At 31.5% G+C, this 22,808-nt stretch carries 18 protein-coding genes; 1 reads left to right on the forward strand and 17 read right to left on the reverse strand.

From position 1 onward, the window contains the following. Positions 1-24 precede the first annotated feature (24 nt). The 7 genes from BXQ17_RS09980 to BXQ17_RS10010 all read right to left on the reverse strand — a co-directional run bounded on the left by BXQ17_RS09980 (position 25) and on the right by BXQ17_RS10010 (position 6,713). Positions 25-819: a gluconate 5-dehydrogenase gene (locus BXQ17_RS09980; protein WP_077810507.1), complete on the reverse strand. Its 795-nt coding sequence runs from the start codon at positions 817-819 to the stop codon at positions 25-27. Positions 820-823: 4 nt separating this feature from the next. Further along, complete coding sequence (kduI, locus tag BXQ17_RS09985; protein ID WP_077810508.1) at positions 824-1,666, reverse strand: 5-dehydro-4-deoxy-D-glucuronate isomerase; 843 nt, start codon at positions 1,664-1,666, stop codon at positions 824-826. Positions 1,667-1,695: 29 nt separating this feature from the next. Continuing rightward, entirely contained in the window at positions 1,696-2,883 is a 1,188-nt protein-coding gene (uxuA, locus tag BXQ17_RS09990; protein ID WP_077810509.1) for a mannonate dehydratase, read from the reverse strand. A gap of 31 nt (positions 2,884-2,914) precedes the next feature. After that, entirely contained in the window at positions 2,915-3,742 is an 828-nt protein-coding gene (locus tag BXQ17_RS09995) for an SDR family oxidoreductase (RefSeq protein WP_077810510.1), read from the reverse strand. A 267-nt stretch (positions 3,743-4,009) separates the two neighbouring features. Next, on the reverse strand, positions 4,010-4,852 hold the full coding sequence (locus tag BXQ17_RS10000; RefSeq protein WP_254712365.1) for a DMT family transporter: 843 nt from the start codon (positions 4,850-4,852) through the stop codon (positions 4,010-4,012). 62 nt (positions 4,853-4,914) lie between these two features. Further along, positions 4,915-5,583 carry a bifunctional 4-hydroxy-2-oxoglutarate aldolase/2-dehydro-3-deoxy-phosphogluconate aldolase gene (locus BXQ17_RS10005; RefSeq protein WP_077810511.1) on the reverse strand — a complete coding sequence of 223 codons (669 nt, stop codon included), beginning with the start codon at positions 5,581-5,583 and terminating at the stop codon, positions 4,915-4,917. An 83-nt stretch (positions 5,584-5,666) separates the two neighbouring features. Further along, positions 5,667-6,713, reverse strand: a complete 1,047-nt coding sequence (locus BXQ17_RS10010) for a sugar kinase (protein WP_077810512.1) — start codon at positions 6,711-6,713, stop codon at positions 5,667-5,669. A 154-nt stretch (positions 6,714-6,867) separates the two neighbouring features. On the opposite strand from BXQ17_RS10010, the gene BXQ17_RS10015 reads away from it, so the two are divergent. Next, on the forward strand, positions 6,868-7,893 hold the full coding sequence (locus tag BXQ17_RS10015) for a LacI family DNA-binding transcriptional regulator (RefSeq protein WP_077810513.1): 1,026 nt from the start codon (positions 6,868-6,870) through the stop codon (positions 7,891-7,893). A 57-nt stretch (positions 7,894-7,950) separates the two neighbouring features. Here the strand turns inward: BXQ17_RS10015 and BXQ17_RS10020 are convergent, their stop codons facing one another. From BXQ17_RS10020 to BXQ17_RS10065, 10 genes are all read right to left on the reverse strand, one after another. Next, positions 7,951-8,715 (reverse strand): SDR family NAD(P)-dependent oxidoreductase, encoded by a 765-nt coding sequence (locus BXQ17_RS10020; RefSeq protein WP_077810514.1) that lies wholly within the window; start codon positions 8,713-8,715, stop codon positions 7,951-7,953. A 33-nt stretch (positions 8,716-8,748) separates the two neighbouring features. Next, positions 8,749-10,044, reverse strand: a complete 1,296-nt coding sequence (locus BXQ17_RS10025) for an MFS transporter (RefSeq protein ID WP_077810515.1) — start codon at positions 10,042-10,044, stop codon at positions 8,749-8,751. Positions 10,045-10,193: 149 nt separating this feature from the next. Further along, entirely contained in the window at positions 10,194-10,898 is a 705-nt protein-coding gene (locus BXQ17_RS10030) for a FadR/GntR family transcriptional regulator (protein WP_077810516.1), read from the reverse strand. A 204-nt stretch (positions 10,899-11,102) separates the two neighbouring features. Next, positions 11,103-11,918, reverse strand: a complete 816-nt coding sequence (locus BXQ17_RS10035; RefSeq protein WP_077810517.1) for a PKD domain-containing protein — start codon at positions 11,916-11,918, stop codon at positions 11,103-11,105. Between the two features lie 25 nt (positions 11,919-11,943). Beyond that, a complete protein-coding gene (locus tag BXQ17_RS10040; RefSeq protein ID WP_077811406.1) occupies positions 11,944-13,380 on the reverse strand; it encodes a RagB/SusD family nutrient uptake outer membrane protein in 1,437 nt (478 codons plus the stop codon). A gap of 30 nt (positions 13,381-13,410) precedes the next feature. Beyond that, positions 13,411-16,488 carry a TonB-dependent receptor gene (locus BXQ17_RS10045; RefSeq protein WP_077810518.1) on the reverse strand — a complete coding sequence of 1,026 codons (3,078 nt, stop codon included), beginning with the start codon at positions 16,486-16,488 and terminating at the stop codon, positions 13,411-13,413. 257 nt (positions 16,489-16,745) lie between these two features. Continuing rightward, a complete protein-coding gene (locus BXQ17_RS10050; RefSeq protein ID WP_077810519.1) occupies positions 16,746-17,123 on the reverse strand; it encodes a cupin domain-containing protein in 378 nt (125 codons plus the stop codon). Between the two features lie 22 nt (positions 17,124-17,145). Continuing rightward, complete coding sequence (locus tag BXQ17_RS10055; protein ID WP_077810520.1) at positions 17,146-19,425, reverse strand: alginate lyase family protein; 2,280 nt, start codon at positions 19,423-19,425, stop codon at positions 17,146-17,148. A gap of 2 nt (positions 19,426-19,427) precedes the next feature. Further along, a complete protein-coding gene (locus BXQ17_RS10060; protein ID WP_077810521.1) occupies positions 19,428-20,450 on the reverse strand; it encodes a polysaccharide lyase family 7 protein in 1,023 nt (340 codons plus the stop codon). Positions 20,451-20,504: 54 nt separating this feature from the next. After that, positions 20,505-22,808, reverse strand: coding sequence for a chondroitinase-B domain-containing protein (locus BXQ17_RS10065; protein ID WP_077810522.1), 2,304 nt, complete (start codon positions 22,806-22,808; stop codon positions 20,505-20,507).

Raw genomic sequence — 22,808 nt, forward strand, 5'->3', positions numbered from 1 at the left:
GCATTAAAACCTTGTGGAATAAGGTTATTCTTCGTTTGATGGTTTACCTATCGTTGCTAAAATTCCGCCATCAACATACAAAATATGACCATTTACAAAGTCACTTGCTTTTGAAGACAAGAACACTGCTGCTCCTGCTAAATCATTAGGATCTCCCCACTTTTTTGCAGGTGTTCTGTTTACAATAAAGTCGTTAAAAGGATGACCGTCAACACGAATAGGTGCTGTTTGAGAAGTTGCAAAATATCCAGGTCCAATTCCGTTTACTTGAACACCAAAACGTGCCCATTCTGTAGCCATATTCTTGGTTAGCATTACCAAACCACCTTTTGCAGCAGCATAAGCTCCAACAGTATTTCTACCTAATTCGCTCATCATAGAACAAATGTTGATAATTTTTCCTGCTTTACGCTTCATCATTCCTTTAATAACGTGTTTAGAAACAATAAAAGGACTAACTAAATCAATATCTATAACTTGCTTAAAATCTTCAACTTCCATTTCTGCTAATGGAGTTCTTTTAATGATTCCCGCGTTGTTTACCAAAATATCAATGCTACCAACTTCAGCTTCAATTTTGTTGATACTTTCTATCACTTGAGCTTCATCAGCAACATTAAATTTATAACCAACAGCGTTTATACCTTCTGCTTTGTACAAAGCAACTGCTTTGTCTATTTTTTCTTGTGATGAATTTCCGTTTACAACTATTGTAGCTCCTGCTTTACCCAATCCCATAGCCATAGACATTCCCAATCCATGAGTAGATCCTGTAACCAAAGCTACTTTTCCTGTTATATCAAATAATGTTTGAGACATATTATTATCTTAAATCTGTAATTTTTGCAACATCCATATCATTATAATCAAGATTTTCTCCTGCCATACCCCAAATAAAAGTATAATTAGAAGTACCAGAACCTGAGTGAATAGACCAAGGCGGAGAAATTACTGCTTCGTGATTTTGCATCCAAATATGACGTGTTTCTTGTGGTTCTCCCATAAAATGACAAACCGCTTGCTCTTCCATTATATCCATGTAATAATAGATTTCCATTCTTCTATCGTGAACGTGAGCTGGCATTGTATTCCAAACAGAACCTTTTTTTAATTCTGTCATTCCCATTTGAAGTTGACACGTTTTTACAATTCCACCAATAATCATTTGGTTTACTGTTCTATGATTTGCTGTTTCTAAACTACCCAATTCGATTTTATTGGCATCCTTTTTAGTAACCTGTACAGTAGGGAAAGATGTGTGTGCTGGTGCTGAGTTCATGTAAAATTTAGCAGGATTTTTAGCGTCTACACTTTTAAAAACTACGTCTCTTACTTTAGAACCAATATATAATGCATCTTTATGGCTAAGTTTATATGTTTCGCCGTCTACATAAATAATTCCGTCTCCACCTACATTAATTATACCTATTTCTCTACGCTCTAAAAAAAACTCTGATTTTAATGGATCGATAGTTTTCAACTTTAAATTTGAATCTGTAGGTACCGCACCACCCGCCATATAACGATCGTAATGAGTGTAAACCCATTTAACCTTACCTGGTTGCATTAAATCTGGTACTAAAAACTCATCTCTTAATTCTTGTGTATCGTATTTTTTTACTGCTTGCGGACTCGAAGCATATCTTGTTTCGAAAGTTGTTGCCATTTTATTTTTTTTTATTTGTACTTATAATTTTATAACGAACGTCTAATACCTAGTTCTAAGCCTCTTAATTCAGCCAAACCTCGTAAACGCCCGATACCTGAATACCCAGGATTGGTTTTCTTTTTTAAATCATCTAACATTTTATGACCATGATCTGGTCTAAAAGGCATTCTTAAGTCTTGTCTTCCTGCTGCAATTCTTTTTTGTTGCTCTAAAACCAACGCTTTCATAACAGCATACATATCTACATCTCCTTCTAAATGATCTGCTTCATGAAAATTACCTTCTGCATCTCGTTTTGTTGCACGTAAATGAATAAAGTGAATTCGATCTCCTAAACGCTCTACCATACCTGCTAAATCATTATCATCTCTAACACCAAAAGAACCTGTACAAAATGTCAATCCGTTATTTGGTGATTTTACTGCATTGTATATATCTTTAATATCTTGTTCTGTTGACACGACTCTTGGTAAACCTAAAATTGGAAATGGTGGATCATCTGGATGAATACACATTAACACGCCTGCTTGTTCTGCTGCTGGAATAATTTCTGATAAAAACGAGAATAAGTTCGCCTTCAATTCTTTTGGGCCAATATTTTTATAGGTTGCTAAAATTTGATTGAACTCTTCAAGAGAATATCCTTCTTCCGCACCTGGTAAACCAGCAATAATATTTCTGATTAGTTTTGTTTGTTCTTCTTCTGATGAATTTTTGATAAACTCAGCTGCTTTTTGCTTTTGAGCATCAGAATATTCATTTTCTGCACCTGGTCTTTTTAATAAATACAATTCGAAAGCAGCAAAAGCAGCAGCTTCAAAACGTAATGCTGTAGATTGATCAGATACTTCGTAATCTAAATTGGTACGCGTCCAGTCTAATACTGGCATAAAGTTATAACAAACAATGTCTATACCACACTTACCTAAATTTAAGAGAGTTTGCTTATAATTATCGATATATAATTGATAGTCTCCTGATTTAGTTTTTATATTTTCATGAATTGGTACAGATTCTACCACAGACCAAGTCAAACCAACATTTTCTATCGCTTGTTTTCTTTTAATAATTTCATCAACTGTCCAAACTTCTCCATTCGGAATATGATGCAGTGCAGAAACAATCCCTGTTGCTCCTGATTGTTTTATGTCTGATAAAGAAACCGGATCGTTGGGCCCATACCATCGCCAAGTTTGTTCTAAATTTTGAATCATTAGTTATTTATAAAAGTTAAATTATAATTTATTAAACTCCACTATATGCAGAAAAACCTCCATCAATAGGAATTACAATTCCGGTAACAAAAGAAGAAGCATCGTCACATAAATATAAAGTTGTGCTAATTAAATCTTCTGGCTTACCATAACGTTCCATTGGAGTTTGATCTATAATTTGTTGTCCTCTTGTGGTTAAACTACCATCTTCATTTGTTAATAAAGCACGATTTTGATCTGTTAAGAAAAACCCCGGAGCCAAAGCATTTACACGAACACCTACTTTAGAAAAATGTACCGCCAACCATTGTGTAAAATTAGAAATAGCCGCTTTTGCACCACTGTATGCTGGTATTTTTGTTAAAGGCGTATATGCATTCATCGAAGAAATATTTAATACAGAGCAACCTGTTCTACCAACCATATCTACAGCAAAAACCTGAGTAGGAATTAATGTTCCTAAGAAATTTAAATTGAATGTAAATTCAATACCTTTTGGATCTAAATCAAAAAAAGATTTAAAACCTTCAACTGTATTTTCTAAATCTTCCATTGCAAAAAACGGGTTAGATGTTGTTCCTAAAGGATGGTTACCTCCTGCCCCATTTACTAAAATATCTACTTTACCAAAAGTGTTGTTTATTACTTCTTTAGCTTTCTGTAAAGAATCTTTTTCTAACACGTTAGCTGAAACACCTATTGCCTCTCCACCAGCTTCTTCAATTTCTTTAGCAACTTTGTTTGCTGCTTCTTCTCTTAAATCTAATACAGCTATTTTATTTCCTTGCTTTGCAAGTGCTTTTGCCATTGTGCTACAAAGAACACCTCCTGCTCCGGTTAATACAATTATTTTGCTCATTTATAAGTAAATCTTTTAATGAATTATTTTAATTAAGTAAAGTTAATTAAGTAACATAATTAGTATATCCTGTACTATCTTGTATTGGTTCTTTTATCTTATTTTAATTATTTTTAAAAGAAATATCTATAAGAACACCAACTAAATAAAAAACTATAAACCAAACCCATAAACTAAAAATAAAAAGTTTTTATTCTTTTTTTTAAGATAAATTAGTCATTAAATTTTAAGCAAAAAAAACCTCAACTTTAAAAGTTGAGGTTTTTTTTATGAAATTTTTCTCTTTAGATAAATGTTATAAATGAGGCCTACTAATATTAAAAAGACACCTAACAAAGACCATAAATTGTAAACTTCATCAAACCATATACTACCAATAACTATCATTGCTATTACTTCTAAGTATTTTAAAGGTGCTACAAGGTTTGTTTCGTTAGACTGAAAAGCTTTGGTCATATACAATTGTCCGATATAACCAAAAACACCCGAACTAAGTAATAAAAGCCACTGTAAATTATTTGGTACAATCCAATTACCAATAGACATAATACCTCCAAAAATAAAGGCCAAAATCATAAAATAATTTATAATAACTAAAGGATTTTCTGAATTTCCTATTTTACGAATTATTACAAAAATTAAACCTAAAAATATAGCTGATGTTATGATTAATAATAACCCAATTGTATTTACATCTACACCAAATCCTTTTATAATTAATACTCCTAAAAACGCAATAAAAAACAGTAACCATTGTATTTTTTTTACTTTTTCTTTTAAAAAAATTGCAGCAAAAATTGCAGCAAAAATTGGCGATGTATATCTTAAAGAAACGGCAGTACCAACGGCTAAATAATTTAATGATTGAAAAAAACAAGTAATCGAAATAACACCAAAAAAAGCCCTTAAGAATAACAATTTTTTATTATTTCCTAAAAATGATGTTTTCTGTTTTAAAATTAAAGGTATTGTAAAACACAATGTACCTATTGATCTAAAAAAAACTACCTGATATACATTAAATATTGTAAGATATTTTATAATAGCATTCATTATTGCAAATGCAATAACACTAAATATCATATAAGAAATTGCTGAGTTATTTTTCATAAAAAAAGAACCCTTCAATTTTAAATATTGAAGGGCTTATATTTAAAAGATTAAAAATACTATTATTTTCTTAGTTCTTTAATAATATCTAAAGCTCCTTTTGTTTTACTTTCTATTTTTTCATAATCAAAATTCCCATCTGCATCTTTTGCCATTAATTTAGAACCCATACCAACACAAGTTACACCTGCATTAAACCATCCTTCTAAATTTTCTTTTGTTGGAGACACTCCACCTGTTGGCATAATACTTGTCCAAGGTTGTGGTCCTTTAATACCTTTAACAAATTGAGGTCCGTAGATATCACCAGGAAATAATTTTACAATTTCGCAACCTAACTCTTCTGCTTTTGCAATTTCTGATAATGTACCACACCCAGGAGACCATAATACTTTCTTTCTATTGCAAGCTATTGCGATGTCTTCTCTTAAAACCGGTGTTACAATAAAGTTTGCACCTAAAGACATGTATAAAGAAGCTGCTGCACCATCTGTTACAGAACCAACACCCATTATCATTCCTGGTAATTCTTTTATTGCGTATTTTGTAAGTTCACCAAAAACTTCATGTGCAAAATCTCCTCTAGCAGTAAACTCCATTAAACGAGCTCCACCATTATAACAAGCTTTTAAAACTTTTTTACTTACTTCTATATCATTATGAAAAAATAAAGGAACCATACCTGTATCTTTCATTACTTGTGCCACTTCTAATCTTGAATATTGTGCCATTTTATTTCTTTTTTTAATTAAAATTGAGTTCCTAAAACTACTACCTTAAGAACTCAATTAAATTCAAATAATAATACTAATTTTTATCTAGCTACTCTACCAGATGCATCACCACCCATTAATTTTTCTACTTCGGCAACTGTTGCTAAGTTAGCATCTCCTTTAATAGTATGCTTTAAACAAGAAGCTGCAACGGCAAAATCTAATGCATTTTGATCATCTTCTGGGTATTTTAATAATCCGTAGATTAATCCTCCCATAAATGAATCTCCACCACCAACTCTATCTACTATATCTGTAATTTGGTATTGACGTGTTTGGTATAATGTTTTACCATCATATAAAACTCCTGCCCATGTATTATGAGATGCAGAAATTGAACCTCTTAAAGTTGTAATTACTTTTTTAGCTCTTGGAAACTTTTCCATCATTTGCTCACATACAGATAAAAAAGCTTCTGCTTTTACGTTATGTCCTTCTGTTTGTACAGATATTCCTTCTGGCTTAATGCCAAAATGCATTTCTGCATCTTCTTCATTTCCTAAAACAATGTCACAGTAAGAAGTTAATTCTGTCATTATTTTTTCTCTATGCGCATCGTCACAAAACTTCCAAAGTTTTGCTCTATAATTTAAATCTGTAGAAATCGTAATTCCTTTTGCACTAGCAGCTTTTACTGCCTCTAAACAAACATCTGCAGAACCTTGTGAAATTGCTGGCGTAATACCTGTCCAATGAAACCATTCTACACCATCAAAAACAGCATCCCAATCGATCATTCCAGATTCTATTTCTGCAATAGCAGAATGTGCTCTATCATAAACTACTTTAGATCCTCTTGACACTGCACCTGTTTCTAAAAAGTAAATCCCTAAACGGTCTCCACCCCAAACTATTTTATCAACATTTACACCACGTTTTCTCATCTCCATCATTGCACACTCACCAATATCATTTTTTGGTAAACGAGTTACAAAATCTACATCTACACCGTAGTTTGCTAAAGAAACTGCTACGTTAGACTCACCACCACCATAAACAACATCAAAATTATTTGCTTGTGAAAATCTTAAAAACCCTTGTGGAGCCAATCTTAACATAATTTCTCCGAAAGTTACTACTTTACCCATTTTTACTGTAATTTTTTTATTTAATTGTTAATTGCTTAAACGTTTAACCAATCTTTTAAAATAAAATCAAAATAGAGACTGCTAATGGTCTATTTTGATTATTAATATTATCGTTCTATATTTGCTTAAACGTTTAAGCAAATATAGATAAAATTTGAATAAAAAAAAGAAAACTACTATAAAAGATATTGCTAACGTGCTTAATATCTCTGCAGCAGCAGTTTCTAAAGCACTACATAACGATTCTAGAATTAGCGAAAAAACTAAAAAGGCAGTAAGACAAGTTGCCGAAAATCTAAATTATCAACCTAATCATTTGGCAAGTGCATTAAGAAGCGGTAAATCAAATTTGGTTGGCGTTATTGTACCTAGAACAAATAGTAATTTTTTCTCTTCTGTTATTCAAAATATAGAACATGTTTTAAACAGTAAAGGTTATAATATAATAATAACCCAATCTAACGAATCTTATAAAAAAGAATGTGATAGTATAGATACACTTCTTTTTACACAAGTAGATGGTATTATTGCTTCTATGGCCAATGAAACTGTAGACTTACAGTATTATGAAAAGATTAAATCTAAAGGAATACCATTAATATTGTTTGATAGAGGTGAGAACGATTTAAATGTAGATTATATTGGTATTGATGATTATAATAGTAGCCACGTAATAGTAGAACACTTGTTAGCACAAGGATGCAAAAGAATTGCCCATATAGGTGGTTATAAACGAACAAGAATTTATAACAACAGAATTAGAGGCTATATTGATGCATTAAAAAAACACAATTTACCTTTGGATGATGAGTTGTTGATTGAAACGAATCTCTCTATTGAAAATGGAAGAGAGAAAATGCAAGAACTCTTAAAATTAAAAAATAGACCAGATGCAGTTTATGTTGCCGGTGATTATGCCGCTTTGGGTGCATTACAAGTATTAAATGAACAAGGTATTAAAATGCCAGAAGAAATTGCATTGGTTGGTTTTGGAAATGAACCTTTTACAGACATGGTTACACCTAGCATAACAAGTGTTAACCAACACAGTGAACAAATAGGTAAATTAGCTGCAGAAACTTTTCTAAACTACACTCATAAAAAAACGATTAAACAAGAATTAAGAAAGCAAATTCTTGATGCAGAATTAATTATAAGAAAATCTTCTAATAAAGTATAAACCTCCCTAAAATAAATTTTAGAGAGGTTTAAACTCAAATTCAAAAAAAATAATTTCTTAAATTCCTAAAGCTTGTCCACCACCAACTTGAATAGTTTCTGCTGTTAAGAAAGCTGAATCTTTACCTGCTAAGAAAGATACAACACCGGCAACATCTTCTGGTTGTCCTAATCTACCTAACATAATATTGTTTGCCCAAGAAGCAAAAACTTCTGGTTTTGTTGATTTAATTTGTGCGTGAAAAGGAGTATCTATAGTTCCTGGAGAAACTGCATTTACTCTAATACCATATTCTGCTAAATCTTTTGCTAAAGCTCTTGTTATTGCGTGTACACCTGCTTTAGAAGTACCGTAAATACCTGCTCCTGGTCCACCAGCATTCCAACCTGCATTAGACGTATAGTTTATAATAGATGCATAATCACTTTTCTTTAAGAAAGGTATAGCTGCTCTAGAAGCATAAAAAGTAGAATCTAGATTTAGAGCCATTACAAACTTATAAAACTCTGTAGTCATTTCTTCGAAACGAGATCTACCACCTAAACCACCTGCATTATTTACAAGTACATCAATTTTACCATACTTTTCTCCTATTGCAACAATATTAGAAGTTACTGCCTTTTCATCAGTTACATCAAAACCATAATATTCTGCATTGATACCTGCATCAGATAATTCTTTTAATCTTTGTGCACCAGCTTCATCATCAATTCCGTTTAAAATAACAGTAAAGCCATCTTGCCCTAATCTTTTTGCTACTTCGAAACCAATTCCTCCTGTAGCACCTGTGATTATTGCTACTTTATTATTTGCATTACTCATATTCTAATAATTTATTCTTTTAATAATTCTTTTTTAATTTTTTGTTTTTAGGGGCTCAATTTTAGGACACAAAATCCAAACGGCTAACAAAGCTATAATTGCTAATGCTCCACCTATTAAAAATGCCGGTGTATAATTACCTCCAGTGGTTAATAATGGTATTAATATGGTTAATCCAAAAGCTCCCAATTTCGCAGCTGTTCCTGCAAAACCAGATAAAGTTCCAACTACTTTACCACTAAACATATCACTTGGTAATGTTTGTACATTTCCTATAGCTACTTGAAATCCGAACAATAAAACAGCCATAATTATAACTGCATTAACAGCAGTTCCAGGTGTTCTTAATAAAATAAAACAAGGAATCATCATTAAACAACCTAAGGTTATAACCATTTTTCTTGTTTTATCTACGGACCATCCAGCGGATAATCTATTCTGAGCTATAAGACCACCTGCCCATGCACCTAACATAGCACCTACATAAGGAACCCAAGCAGAAAATGCAATTTCTTTAACATCTAAACCAAAAACTTCATTAAGATATATAGGAATCCATACTATAAATAGCCACCAAATTGGATCGATAGCAGCAGATGCTATAATAACACCCCAGCTTTCTTTTCTTTTTAATAATTCTGCAGTTGGCGGATTGTATTCTTCTATTAAATTTCCTTTATCATCTTCTATTCTTTGCCCCGTAAGAATATATGTTTTCTCTTCTTCTGTTAACCATGGATGTTTTTCTGGAGAAGATTTTACAATAAATAACCATGGAACTAACCATAATAAACCTAACAAACCAACACAAACAAAAATAGCTTGCCAAGATAAATAAATCGAAAGAAGACCTATGATTGGGTATGCTACAATACCACCTACAGCTGCACCAGAATTAAATATACCTTGTGCTAAAGCTCTTTCTTTAGTGGGAAACCACTCTGCATTTGCTTTTGCGGCACCAGGCCAATTACCAGCTTCTGCAATTCCTAAAATTGATCTAAAAACAGAAAAACTTAACACTCCTTGCGCGAATGCATGAATCAAAGTTGCTAAAGACCAAATTCCTATAGATAAAGCAAAACCAATTCTTGTTCCAATCCAGTCAAAAATTTTCCCAAATATTGTTTGTCCAAAAGCATAAGACATTATAAATACAGCAGAGATAGTACCATATATCAATTTTGTTTCATCAGAAGTCATTTCTGGAAATAATTCTTTGGCAATATCTGGCCATAAAGCACCAAAAGCTTGCCTATCTATGTAATTAATAACAGCTGCTAATGCCACAAGGCCTACAACCCACCATCTTAAACCTTTTACCTTCATTTTAGTTAGTTAATATTATTAAACCATATTGGTTTACCAGTTTGGTTTACCAAATTTAAAGTTTTTATATGAGAAAATACTTATCTAAAATTTTTATTTTTAGATTAATTTAAAAAAATGATAAGAATAATAGAATATATTGCTTAAAATTAAGTTGTTTGATAGCAATATTGATACAATTCTTTAAAATGATCCTTCATTTTTTGTTTTGCTAATTGTGTATCTTGACTTTTAATAGCATCAAATATTGCTTGGTGTTCTGCTATACCTCTTTGAGATAAATCTGAATCACAAACATGGTATTTTTCGAATTTTGTAATAATTTCTGGTGTAATAATTAACATAAAAGTATTCATGGTACTATTACCACTTGCTTTTGCAATAGCTAAATGGAATAACAAATCTTCTTGAACTGCATCTTCACCATTTAAAACTTTTTCTTTGTATGCTTGTAATGCTTGCTCCATTTTTTGAAGATCTTCTTCAGTTCTTCTTAATGCAGCTAGCTTTACTGTTTTTAATTCTAATAGAATTCTAGTCTCTACTAAAGATTTAAAATCTGGTTCATCTAAACGTAAGATATCTTCTATCATACCATTCATAGCCGTAACACCAATATTTGCAACAAAGGTACCGCTCTGAGGCCTAGACTTTAATAAACCATAAAATTCTAATTTTTGAATAGCTTCTCTTACATTACTTCTACTTACTTCAAACTTTTCTGAAAGCATTCTTTCTGAAGGCAACTTATCTCCAGGTTCTAAATTCTTATAATTTATAAGGTCTCTGATACCTTTTATTATAAAATTTTCTACCTTTTTTTTTTCGTTTTTAGTAAGTACTTCTAATTTCATATTCAATGATTTAAATTAAAAAACTGGTTAACCAAATAAGTGGTATAAATATATAAAAACTTACTACACTACCAAACATATTAAGTTACATCTATATGAAAGAATCAACTTCAATACTTTCAATACTATTACATCTTTTAAATTACTATTTATTGTTAACGAATTCACCTAAAAAAAGGTGAATTCGTTTTACTTTTTTAATCTTTAATTTTTCTTAATTTCTACTAAATCAAATCTAGTTTCTACATCACCTGCTGCCATAAAAAATCTAAGATTTTCTGTAGTTGCACCTGTTGTAAAAGTATAAGAAATTGGCTCGTAAGTAGAAGAGTTAGCACTTAAAGGAACATTCTCGTTTATAAATGCTGTTTTATCATCTTTGTCTTCAATTAATAATTTACCAGCGTGTGTACCAGACGATTTACTAACGTACCAAAATGAAACTACATAACTAGTATTTGCAGATACTAAAATTGTTTGATCTAAAAACTTAGAAGTAGAATTTGCACTAATTTTAGCACCAGTTGTACCATCAGCAGGAGTTGGAGAACCAGAACCTGAATATGGACTTGATGCATTACCACCACCCCAAACAGATCTATCATCACACTCGAAACTTGGACACTCAAAAACAGGAACAAGAACATCAACCACATCTACATCTAAAGTAATTTCGTCTGTTAAATCGTTTCCATCTTTAGAAATTAACTTAACTGAATAAGTTCCTTCTCCGTCAGCATAAGTATATTCTGGGTTTGCTTCAGTTGATGTTCCTCCATCACCAAAACTCCATGTAAAATCTGAAGAACTTTCAGATAAATTTGTAAATAAAATTGTTTTAAAATCTTCTGTAGAAGCTACATAAGAAAAGTTAGCAGAAGGAGGTGTTAAATCTGGAATAGAACCTGTTTCTGGTAATTCATTTTCTTCACAAGCTATAAAAGCTATTGATGATACTAACATAATGAGTAAACTCATTACGTTAGTAAGTTTGTATTTTTTATTGTTTAATCTAATCATGATTATTTCTTTTTAAATTTTAAAATTAATATCCAGGATTTTGAGATAAAAGACCGTTGCTTAAACCAATTTCTACTTGAGGAATTGGTAATAATAAATCTGTACCTGTAAAACCTAATCCATAAGCATTAGAGAAAGAACTTAACACATTTTGTGCTTCTCCCATTCTTACTAAATCAAAAAATCTGTGATTTTCAAAAGCTAACTCTACTCTTCTTTCGTCTAATAGATCTTGTTTAGTAATCGGAGTAGATGCATCAATTGTTGGCATATTAGCTCTTTCTCTAACTGCATTAAAAGAATCTTTTGCTTCTTGAGAAGATGTTTCTGAAGATCCAGCCATTATAGCTTCAACATGCATTAATAAAACATCTGCATATCTTAATACAATCCAATCGTTTCCTGCTGATGTAGGGTCTTCTGAAGTTACAGGAATTCCTAAACTATCATCTCCGTTTGGTAAATATTTTACTACTTGGTATTGTCCTGCCTGACCAGAATCTTCTCTATAAGATAACGCTGTTCTGTTACCTCCTAACGCGTCTAAAGCTGCCTTTGCATCTAAAGTAACATAGTTTACACCACTTGTTCTACCTACAGCATTTAACCATTCTGCAGAAAAATTCTGACTATCATCATTAGAACCTGGTAAGAAACCTATAGAAAAAATAGTTTCTTTATTTCCTTCGTTATAAAATACATCTTTAAAGTCTGATTCTAAACCAAATCCTCTAGATGGATTCATGATAGATTCTAATAAGCTTTGTGCTTCACCATATCTACCTAAAGTTAAGTATACTTTGGCTAACAAACCTTCTGCACCTGCTTTAGATGCTCTATCTTTAAAAGTATCATCTAGATTTGCTACTGCAGACTCTAAATCGCTTACAATTAAATCGTAGATATTGCTTTGTGCTACTCTTGTAAAAGAAGTTTCTAAATCTAAAGGTGCAATTACTTTATCGATTAATGGAATGTCTCCAAATAAACGTACTAAGTTAAAGTAAGCATACCCTCTTACAAATTTAGCTTCTGCTTCGAACTGTGCGCTAGAGGCACCAGCAGCTTCTAAGTTTTCTAATACTAAGTTAGCTCTATAAATTACGTTATAGTAACTTCTATAATAATCTGCTACAATACCGTTAGTAGATTCTATTGTATAGAATTCAAACTGAGCAACATCTCCTTCTTGACTCTTAGTTCTTGTATTATCACTTCTCATTTCTGTTACATAGAACTCTACTTGAACTCCATGGTTTAAACCAGAACCTGTGTCTTTTAAGGCGTTAAAACCTTGTATACCATCGTACATATTTATTACAGCTGCTTCTACTTCTGCTTCTGTAGTAAAGTATGCTTCTGCACTAATACCTGTTTTTAAGTCTGGTGTTAAAAATGTGTCTTCACATGAAGAAACAAATACAGCTACTACAAGTACAATTAAAAATTTAATTTGTTTCATAATATTATCTTTTTTAAAATTCATTGTTTCTTAAAACTCTACATTTAAACCTAAAGTAACAGTACTAAACACTGGCGAACCTGCTCTTTGATAACCATAAGTTGTTGCACTTGTAGTGTTTATAGACTCTGGATTGAAACCTGTATAATCGCTTGCAGTTAAGTACATAAGATTTTGACCAGATAGGTAAACTCTCATCTTAGACATTTTAATTTTATCTAAAATACTTCTGTTAAAAGTATAACCAATGTTTACATTTCTTAAAGCGATATAAGAAGCATCTTGAATAATATCATTTGTAAATATTTTTTGCTTAATAAACCCTTGGTTTGGTGTAGTAGAGATAAAGTCTTGACCACTGTTAAAGTGATTTAAGATATACTGGTCTCCCATATTTCTAATTTCTGCACCATGACTTCCTTGAAACATAAAGCTAAAATCTACAGCTCCTACTTTAAACTCGTTAGATAAACTCCATACAAAATCTGGATAAGGATTACCTAAGATTGTCTTATCATCATCATCAATTAAACCATCTCCGTTTAAATCTTTTACATAAACATCTTGCGCTTCTGCACCAATTGGGTGAAAAGGATTGCTTAAGAATTCTCTAGGAATATCTCTTTCTACTACCCATCCATAAAAAGATGAAATTGGGTTTCCTTCTAAATTAATCCATTCTGCAGCTCTTTTACCATCTACATTTTGAATTTGCCCATTAGAATCTGCAAAATCATTTAAAGTATTTTTGTTTTTAGAACCTAAGAATGTAGAAGACCATTTAAAGTTTTCTTTAGAAATATTTCTAGTTCTTAACTCAACCTCGATACCACTATTTTCTACTTCACCTAAGTTAACTAATGCATTTGTAAAACCTGTAGTTGAAGATATTGGGTTGTATAATAATAACTGATCTGATGTTCTTGAATAATAATCTACAGAACCTGTAAGAAAATTATTAAATAAACTAAAATCTACACCTGGGTTAAATTCTATCTGTCTTTCCCACTTTAAATCTGGGTTTGCAATGTTTAAAGGATTTACAACTAAAGATGCATTTCCTTGAGAAACACCAGTTGTAGTATCATCTAAAATTGCTAAATAAGGATAGTTATCTACTAAACGGTTACCTGTTCTAAAATCGTTATTACCAGTTACACCGTAACTAACTCTTAATTTTAATCTATTTACGATTTTACTATCTTGTAAAAACTCTTCATTATGTACATTCCAACCACCAGATAATGCTACGAAGTTACCATATTTATTGTTTGGTCCGAAAACAGAACTACCATCTCTTCTAAAACTTGCAGAAGCTAAATATCTATCATCAAAAACATAATTTACTCTTGTAAAGAAAGATAATAATGTGTTTTCAAATTCATATTGATTTCTATCTGTTATACTTGCAGCAGCATTAATATAAGGTCTAGTATCATCTTCAAAAACAGAACCTTGAACACTTTCGAAATCTAACTTTGTTTTTTCTGCAGTAATACCAGCAACCGCACCTACAGTGTGTTTACCAATATCTTTATTGTAAGATAAAATATTATCTACAACAATATGATAAGACTTAATCATTGTACTATCTAACCTAGATGCACTTGCACCGTTTCTGTTAGATTCTACACCTTGATATCTAGATTGTCTTGTTCTTGAATAGTCTCCAGAAACTGCTGTTCTAAAGTTTAAATCATCATTAATTTTATATTTAGCATATAAACTTCCGAATAACTTTAATTTAAAGTCTCTTCTGTCTCTTTCTAAAATTTTTGCTGCTGGGTTTGTATTAGAAGTATTACTAATATCGATACCACTACCAGTACTTGGTGCACCTGCAACTAAATCGTAATCATCAAACATACGTTGTATTGCATAATCACCAACTTGAGCATCTGCGTATTTACCATTATCTCTAAATCTGTTAACAAACTGAATGTTATCTTCATCTAAATATACTGGTAACCAAGATGGTTGTCTTAAAATATCGTGTGTAGAACCATCGAATCTTCTTCTTTCATTATAAGAAGGGTTAAAACGGGCACCTACAGTTAATTTTTTAGTTACATCATATTCAATTTTACCATTAAAGTTATATTTCTTGTAATCATCTGTTAAAAGAACACCTTCATCATGCAAGTAATTTAAAGCAACACTAAATTTTAATCTGTCGTTTCCACCACGAACACTAAACGCATGGTTTGTAATAGAACCACCATCAAAAATAACATCTTGCCAATTAGTTTGGTTACCTAATAATAACTTGTATTTAGTTTTATCTGTTAAACCATAAGTATAGTTTAATTCTTCTTGAGCATTACCTGTTACAGAACTATAGTATGCATCACTTTGTCTAGCTGTTTTATAACCAGTAAAAGTACTGTAAGAGTATTTTGTTTTACCAGATTTACCACTTTTTGTAGTAATCATTATAACACCGTTACCACCTCTAGAACCGTAAATTGCACCAGAAGCTGCATCTTTTAAAACCTCAAAAGATTCTACATCATTCATATCTAAAGATCCTAAGAAATCTGAATCTACAACAATACCATCTACTACCACTAAAGGACCAGAATTACCAGTAATTGAACCCGTACCTCTAATTCTAATTGTTGGCGCAGAACCAGCTTCACCTTCTGTAGCCTGAATGTTTACACCAGAAACTTGCCCAACTAAAGCATCATCTACTCTAGAAACTGCAATCTGATCTAATTTTTCGTTTTTCACTTTAGAAATAGCACCTGTTAAATGACTTTTTCTTTGCGTACCATAACCTACAACTACAATTTCATCTAATGTACTTGCATCTTCTACTAATTGTACATTAATTGTTTTTTGATCTGTAAAAGTTACTTTCTTTTTAACAAACCCTAAATAAGAGAATTGAATTACATCTCCGCTTTTCACTTTAACTTGATAGTTTCCATCAAAATCGGTACTTGTTCCTGTTGTAGTCCCGAGAACAATAATGTTGGCACCAAGAATTGGCTCGCCATCTGTTTTGGACGTAACATTTCCTTTTACTGTAACACTCTGTTGCGCATAGTTAACCGCACTTAGTAAAAGCATTGCAATAAATACTAACTTAATTTTTAAGTTCATAGTTAATTGTATTTGAATTAATTTGTTTAATTAAATATTTCTTATAGAGATTTTGGTAATACATTTTAAGAATAAATACTGCTATATCTAATCATTAAAACCTGAAAATTATTACTGAATTTCCAAAAGAAATATTCATGGTTTACCAAATTGGTTTACCAAATTGGTTTACCAAATATACCCTATTTTTTGAATTAAACAAAATTTTGTTAAAAATTTCACAAAAACCTCAATATTTAGGGCTGTTTTTTAACTATTTAGGATTCTTTATCACTAAAGTATGAAGGACCATCACCTGTTAAGAAGTCTTCTCTAACAGGACTAAACGTATCAATTAACTGTCCTTCTTCTAAACAAACTGCACTATGTAATAAATTTGGCTCAATGTAAACACCATCTCCAGCTTCTACTATTTGCTTTACACCATCAATTTCAAATTCGAACTTTCCCGACACACAATATGTAGCTTGTGTATGAAAATGTTGGTGTGGCGCACCTAAAGCTCCTTTTTCAAACTTCACACTTACCATCATAATTTGATTATCGTAACCTAAAAATTTTCTAGAAACTCCACCACCAAGTTTTTCCCACTCCATGTCTTTTGCTACAATGTACTTTTCGCTAAATCTTTTCATTTTTATTTGTATTTATTTTGCTTTAATTAAAATAATAAGAACCAGACCACTTATAATTCTTATTGTTAATTGTTAAATTGTGTTTTTGTTGTGTTAATGCGTTTTTATTTGATGTAATAAATAGTTTAGTATTACCATTTACGCTAGTAATCTCAATTGCTGTATAATCTTCTGAATCTAAAATTGTTTTAATTGATTTGATGCTGCTATTAGAGTTTATTGCAGATTCTGAAACTGGACTGTAACTTCCGTGAGATTCTATTACAGACACAAACGTTCTGTTTTTTGAATTTTTTGCTCTCAATATTAAAGCAGGATCACGACGTAAATTAAAGTTTGGATCGTTGGCTCCAATTCTTGCAAATAAGATTTCATCTTTAGATGTCGTTTCTGTAGTTAACGAGTAAAATTTATTATTGCTAAACCATGAAAACCTAGTGTTTTCTTCTGATGCTTTACCTGAGCCTTCTATATATAAATGCTGATAACCATTTTTACTTCCTAACGGTTTTAGAGTTTCAGGTGAATTGTATTCAAAATTTGTTTGTAATACTTGTCCGAAATAATAAAAAGGAAAATCATATTGATTCGCTGTCGCAGAAGTGACCTTCATGATATCAAGCATATAAGGCTTTTCTAAATCTTTGTCTTTAATTATCGCCATTGTACGCAACATTGTGGTTCCTGGATATGCGTTTTTTTCTATTGCACTTACTACTTGTACATTTTTATCATCCGAAGAAAAATAATTTAAATCAGAATGATGTAAACTTCCAATATCGTATTTGCCTTTAAAATGAGACGTTTCATTTTGAGTAACTGTATTGTGTGCAATGGTTTGTTTTGCCCAAGTTTTATTTTCTTTTAGGTAATTTCCGCCTCCTTTTTGTTCGATATTTACAAAACGTGATAATCCGTAATCTTGAATAACTTCTTCTCCATTTTCATATAACGAATATGACAATTTATCATAATGCCCGTGACTAGAACCTTGTGCTGCATATTTAAAAACAAGTTCTAAATTTTCGTTTCTCAAAATACCCACACCACCTTGTTTTCCTTCAGGACCATCGGATAAGTTGATAGATTTCTTAATGAATGTTTTTTCTTTTCCGCTTTTGATGCCAAGAGCTACTGCTAAACCAGAATCGTCTAACAACACTTTATTTTGTTCTTTAGCAATTGATAATAAACCAGGATCTTGATTGCCAAAATGATAAGACACATCTACAGCTGTTACCAAAGCATTTGTGTAATAAGACATTCCTTTTTGACCATCGTTTAATGGAAAAAACTCACCATCTGCATCAGATAAATTTAATAGTGCATTTATAGATTTTAGAAGTACACCTTCTTTATACTCAAAAATTTTAAGTTCTGGTTTTACATTATGTAATGCTTCTGCAAAAACCAAAAACGGATACATTGCATAACGTTGATAATAAGGCCCTTCATTATAATAACCATCTGGTGAAAAAGGTTCTTCTATATTTGCTAAAAAACCTGCTTTTCCGTCTTTGTTTAAAAAACCACCATCGTCATCTTTTTTATTAGCATCTAATTTTAAATCTTTAATTCCGTATAATGCACGATTAATTAATTCTTCATCATCCATAACTAAACCAATCATTCCAACAGCTGCATTACCCCAAGTACTGTGATTGTGCACGCGTTGGTAAAACTGCGGACTATTCACAGAAATGTGATCTGCAAATGGTCTAAATAAATTTGTTTCTAATTTGTTTCGTTCTTCTTCCGTTAGGTAATTATAAATACAATCGTAAGCTTGACTTACATATACTAACCAATTAGAATCGTTTAAACATTGCCAAAATAATTTTCCTCTTGCATAAGATCTTGTTTTGGGATGTAATGGTAAGGTTTTATACAACGCTTCATATTCCATTAACATGTCTTTTACATACTTGGCATATTTTTCGTCATCTAAAATTTGATATAATAAACCTGCTTTTTGAAGTATAAACCAGTTTTTCTTATGTCTTACATGCGTGTAACCACCGGAATAATCTTTAGGAATTGGCACATCAATTCCTGCTTCAATTTCAGCATCAACTTCTTCTTTTACCGCTTGTAGAGATTTATCAAAAATTGGAATAGTACCCAATTGTGCTCTAATGTCTTTTACTCCTTGAGCAGTTAAAATAAGTTTAGGATGTTGTTGGGATATTTTTGTATCTGAAGTATTTGCAGTAGTAGTATTATTTTCATTTTTACATGAAAACATAAATGCTATTATTACAAATAGTACGATTTTATATGTTGTGTTTTTTATTTTTTTCATCTTTATTTTTTTGGTACTGTTGCTTCTCCTACAGTTGCAGTTTTAAACCATACCTCAGTATAACTTCCGTTTTCGTATTGTTTAGAAATATCACCTTCATAGATTTTAGAACCTGTTTTAACATTGGCTTGATTGTATGCGCCTTGTTTAAAGTAATTTATTTCGCCAGCATATGCAATTTCACGCTCTTCACTAACTTTTCTTCGTGATGAATAATTGTCTATAATTTGTTGCGGAATAGAGGCTTTTGTAGGGAAATCTGTTTTGATTAAGCTTTTAGTAAATGTTACCGTTTTATGTCCTTCACTAGTAAAAGTTAAATACATAATACCTTTATACACATTTACTTCGTAGCTAAATTCTTCATTTAAAGCAATGCCATCTACAGGTTCATTTGGTGCAGTTGTTGCATCTTTACCAACTTTAGAAAAATCATCTCCCCAAACCGCTGTCGAATAATCCCAACGACCTGCATTATCGCCTTTGGTATTGATTTCGTAATTCCAAAATACTGAACCTTTTGTATGACCAGGAAATTTTTTGTAGTAGATTTTTAAAGGTTCGTTTTCATGACCTGCTCCACTATGAATTTGACCAACAACCACTGAAAAAGCAGACGATTTGGTTGCATCTCCTGTAGTTGATACGTGTTTTACTTTTAAAGTTCCTGTTAATTTTCCGCCTTCTTCCGGAATCCAATGTTTTTTTTCACCTAATTCTGTTCTTGTATTGCTAGATGTTTTTGAAGTAATACCAGAATTTGGTGTTTTATAAACTACCCAATCCGTTTCATTTTCAGTTTCTACATAGAAAAAATCATCTTTTTGGAAACCTACTAAATCTTCAGATTTTGTTCCGTCTCCTAAAAGGATTTTCCATTTATCCATAAACGGAATGACATCGCTTGGTGCTTTTTTAATAGTATTTGTAGTTGAAACAGCACTAGATTCTTGTTTCTTTTTTGATTCGTTTTTACATGCAACAATTGTTAAAATTGCTACAATTATAAAAGGTAGTTTTTTCATGAAAAATTATATAAAGTTGTGGTTAACGTATTTCTTAGCTTTCGCTACAATGTCTTAATACATTAAGGTTTGTTTTAAGTTTTCTTCTGTTTTAATTTTACCAGAATTAATTAAAGTGTTGTTTGATTGTACATTGTTTTTTGCTCCCCAAAGAATAGAAACAAATTTTACTTTATTGTTTTTAAATGTATTGTTATTGATGTTTACATTTACAATTCCCCTGTGATTTAACAGCATTCCGTTTTTTTCTTTAGCACCAGAATTAGTAAACGTACTATTGGTAACTAAAAGGTTTCCACCAATTGTAGACTCATCATAACCACCACGATAATAATCGATAACGTTTTGCTTCACATTTGTAAATTTGCAATTATCAACAGTTAAATATTCTGTGTTATAATCACCTCTGTCATTTGTTTCTTCGGATAATTCTAAACCGTTATCACAGTCTGAAATTGAAGTATATTTAAAGATGATTTCCTCAGAAAAAGATTGCTTGTACACTTTTAAAGCATAATTAAAATTACTGATTTCCGAATCTAAAACTTCCAACCCAAAATGATTAGACATGTTCTTTTTTAAACTTGCGAATGCTTGCTGAGAACCTGTACCTTTTAACTTGATGTTTTTTACTGTTAATTTCCCATAAGGTTGCAATTCAATCGCTGGCGTATTTGCTGTACCTGCATAAACAATTTCAGCATTTCCTTTAGATTGAATCGTGATTGATTTGTTTACTATTAACGATTCTGAAATATTATAAATACCATCATTTAAACTTAAAACATCTCCACTTTCTGCAGCTTGAAGTTTGCTAACTAATTCTGAAGCATTTGCAACGGTATGTGTTGTTGCTTCTTTTTTTTCTACTTCGTTTGAAAACCAATCTGCTCCATATTTAGATTTATCTAACAAGTCTAAATTTATGTCTTCAGCTTTTGCAATTGCTCCAATTGTATTCGATTTTTCTCTAGAATTTCCTAATAAATCATTTGTAATGGTTTCAAAATCGTAGCCTTTATACGCTTCTACATCATCGAATCCTGAAGTTGGAACAGATAAATTTGAACCAATATTTGTTAAGGTTAAATCTTTAGTAATTAAACCATGACTATTTTTAACTTCTACGCCGTTATTATCGATAATATTACTAGCAAAGGTTACGCCATCGGCTTTATCATGTTCGATAATTGGGTTTGGATCACCTTCAGAATTATAAATAATATTATTTACAACTTCGGTTCTTAAAGGTCTTGCAGATCTAATTTCCGACTTTGGTAAAACATCCGCTTGCGCAATATTTGTACCTACACCAAATTGCCAAGGCGAGCTAGAATCTACAAACGTATTATACGCAACTACAACATCTGTAACTTGATTGTAACGGTTTAACGGGGATTTCGGAATTCCGTTCATTATAGCAATCGGACTTCTAAAATTCTTACCTTTTATTTTGTAAAATAGGTTGTTGATTACCCAATGACCTGTATTGATGATTCTAATTCCACCATATTGATCGTTTACGCCATCTCCTATAAAATAATTTCCGTCTACCGTAACATAATTTCCGTGTCTTGTAACAACAGAACCTTCACTTTTATAAAACACGTTATTTTTAATGATGTTGAAATTGGTTTTACTTGAAATAATTTCAACCTCACCATTACATTCTTCAAATAAATTATTTGCAATTAAGGTGTTGCTAGGACTCATTGATGTAAAACTACTTCCTAACTGAATGGTTTCTCCTCTTGCTCCACCTTTTCTAGGTCTTGGACCAAAGTGATTATTGATAATTTTATGGAAGTTTCTAATACTTTGGTTTCCTTTTAAATCTACTCTTAACGTTGGTCCTCCGTTTGTTTTACCTGCAAGATAAGAGTTGCTGAATTCGTTGTGTTTACCGTAAAGTTGCACCCAAAGATTATCTTGGTCGCGCTCTAAATTGTTATAATCTAAAATAACACAATTGGTTACTTTAGAGTGATTTGCAACTTCCTTTTCGCTTGTTCTAAACGCAATAACATTTGTTTTTGGTGAATGTCCGTTTCTAAAAAACAATCCGCTTACTTCTATGTAATTTCCACTAATTTCTAAACTAGAAGCACCTTCAATAAAAACTTCTCCAGGCGTTTCTGCTTTTAATTTAATTGGATCACTTTCGGTTCCTTCTCCAATAAGTTTGATTTCTACATCTTTGTAAGTTCCGTTAGCCAATACAATTTCATCTCCCGCTTTTAATTCTTTTATAGCATCTAAAAGTTCTGATGAATCGTTAACTAAAATACTATTGACTGATGTTTCATTGCAAGAAATGAATAAAAATAAAGTAGTGATTACTAAAATTAAATTCTTCAT

It is taken from the genome of Polaribacter sp. BM10 (genome assembly GCF_002005425.1).
Taxonomy (GTDB): Bacteria; Bacteroidota; Bacteroidia; order Flavobacteriales; family Flavobacteriaceae; genus Polaribacter; species Polaribacter marinaquae.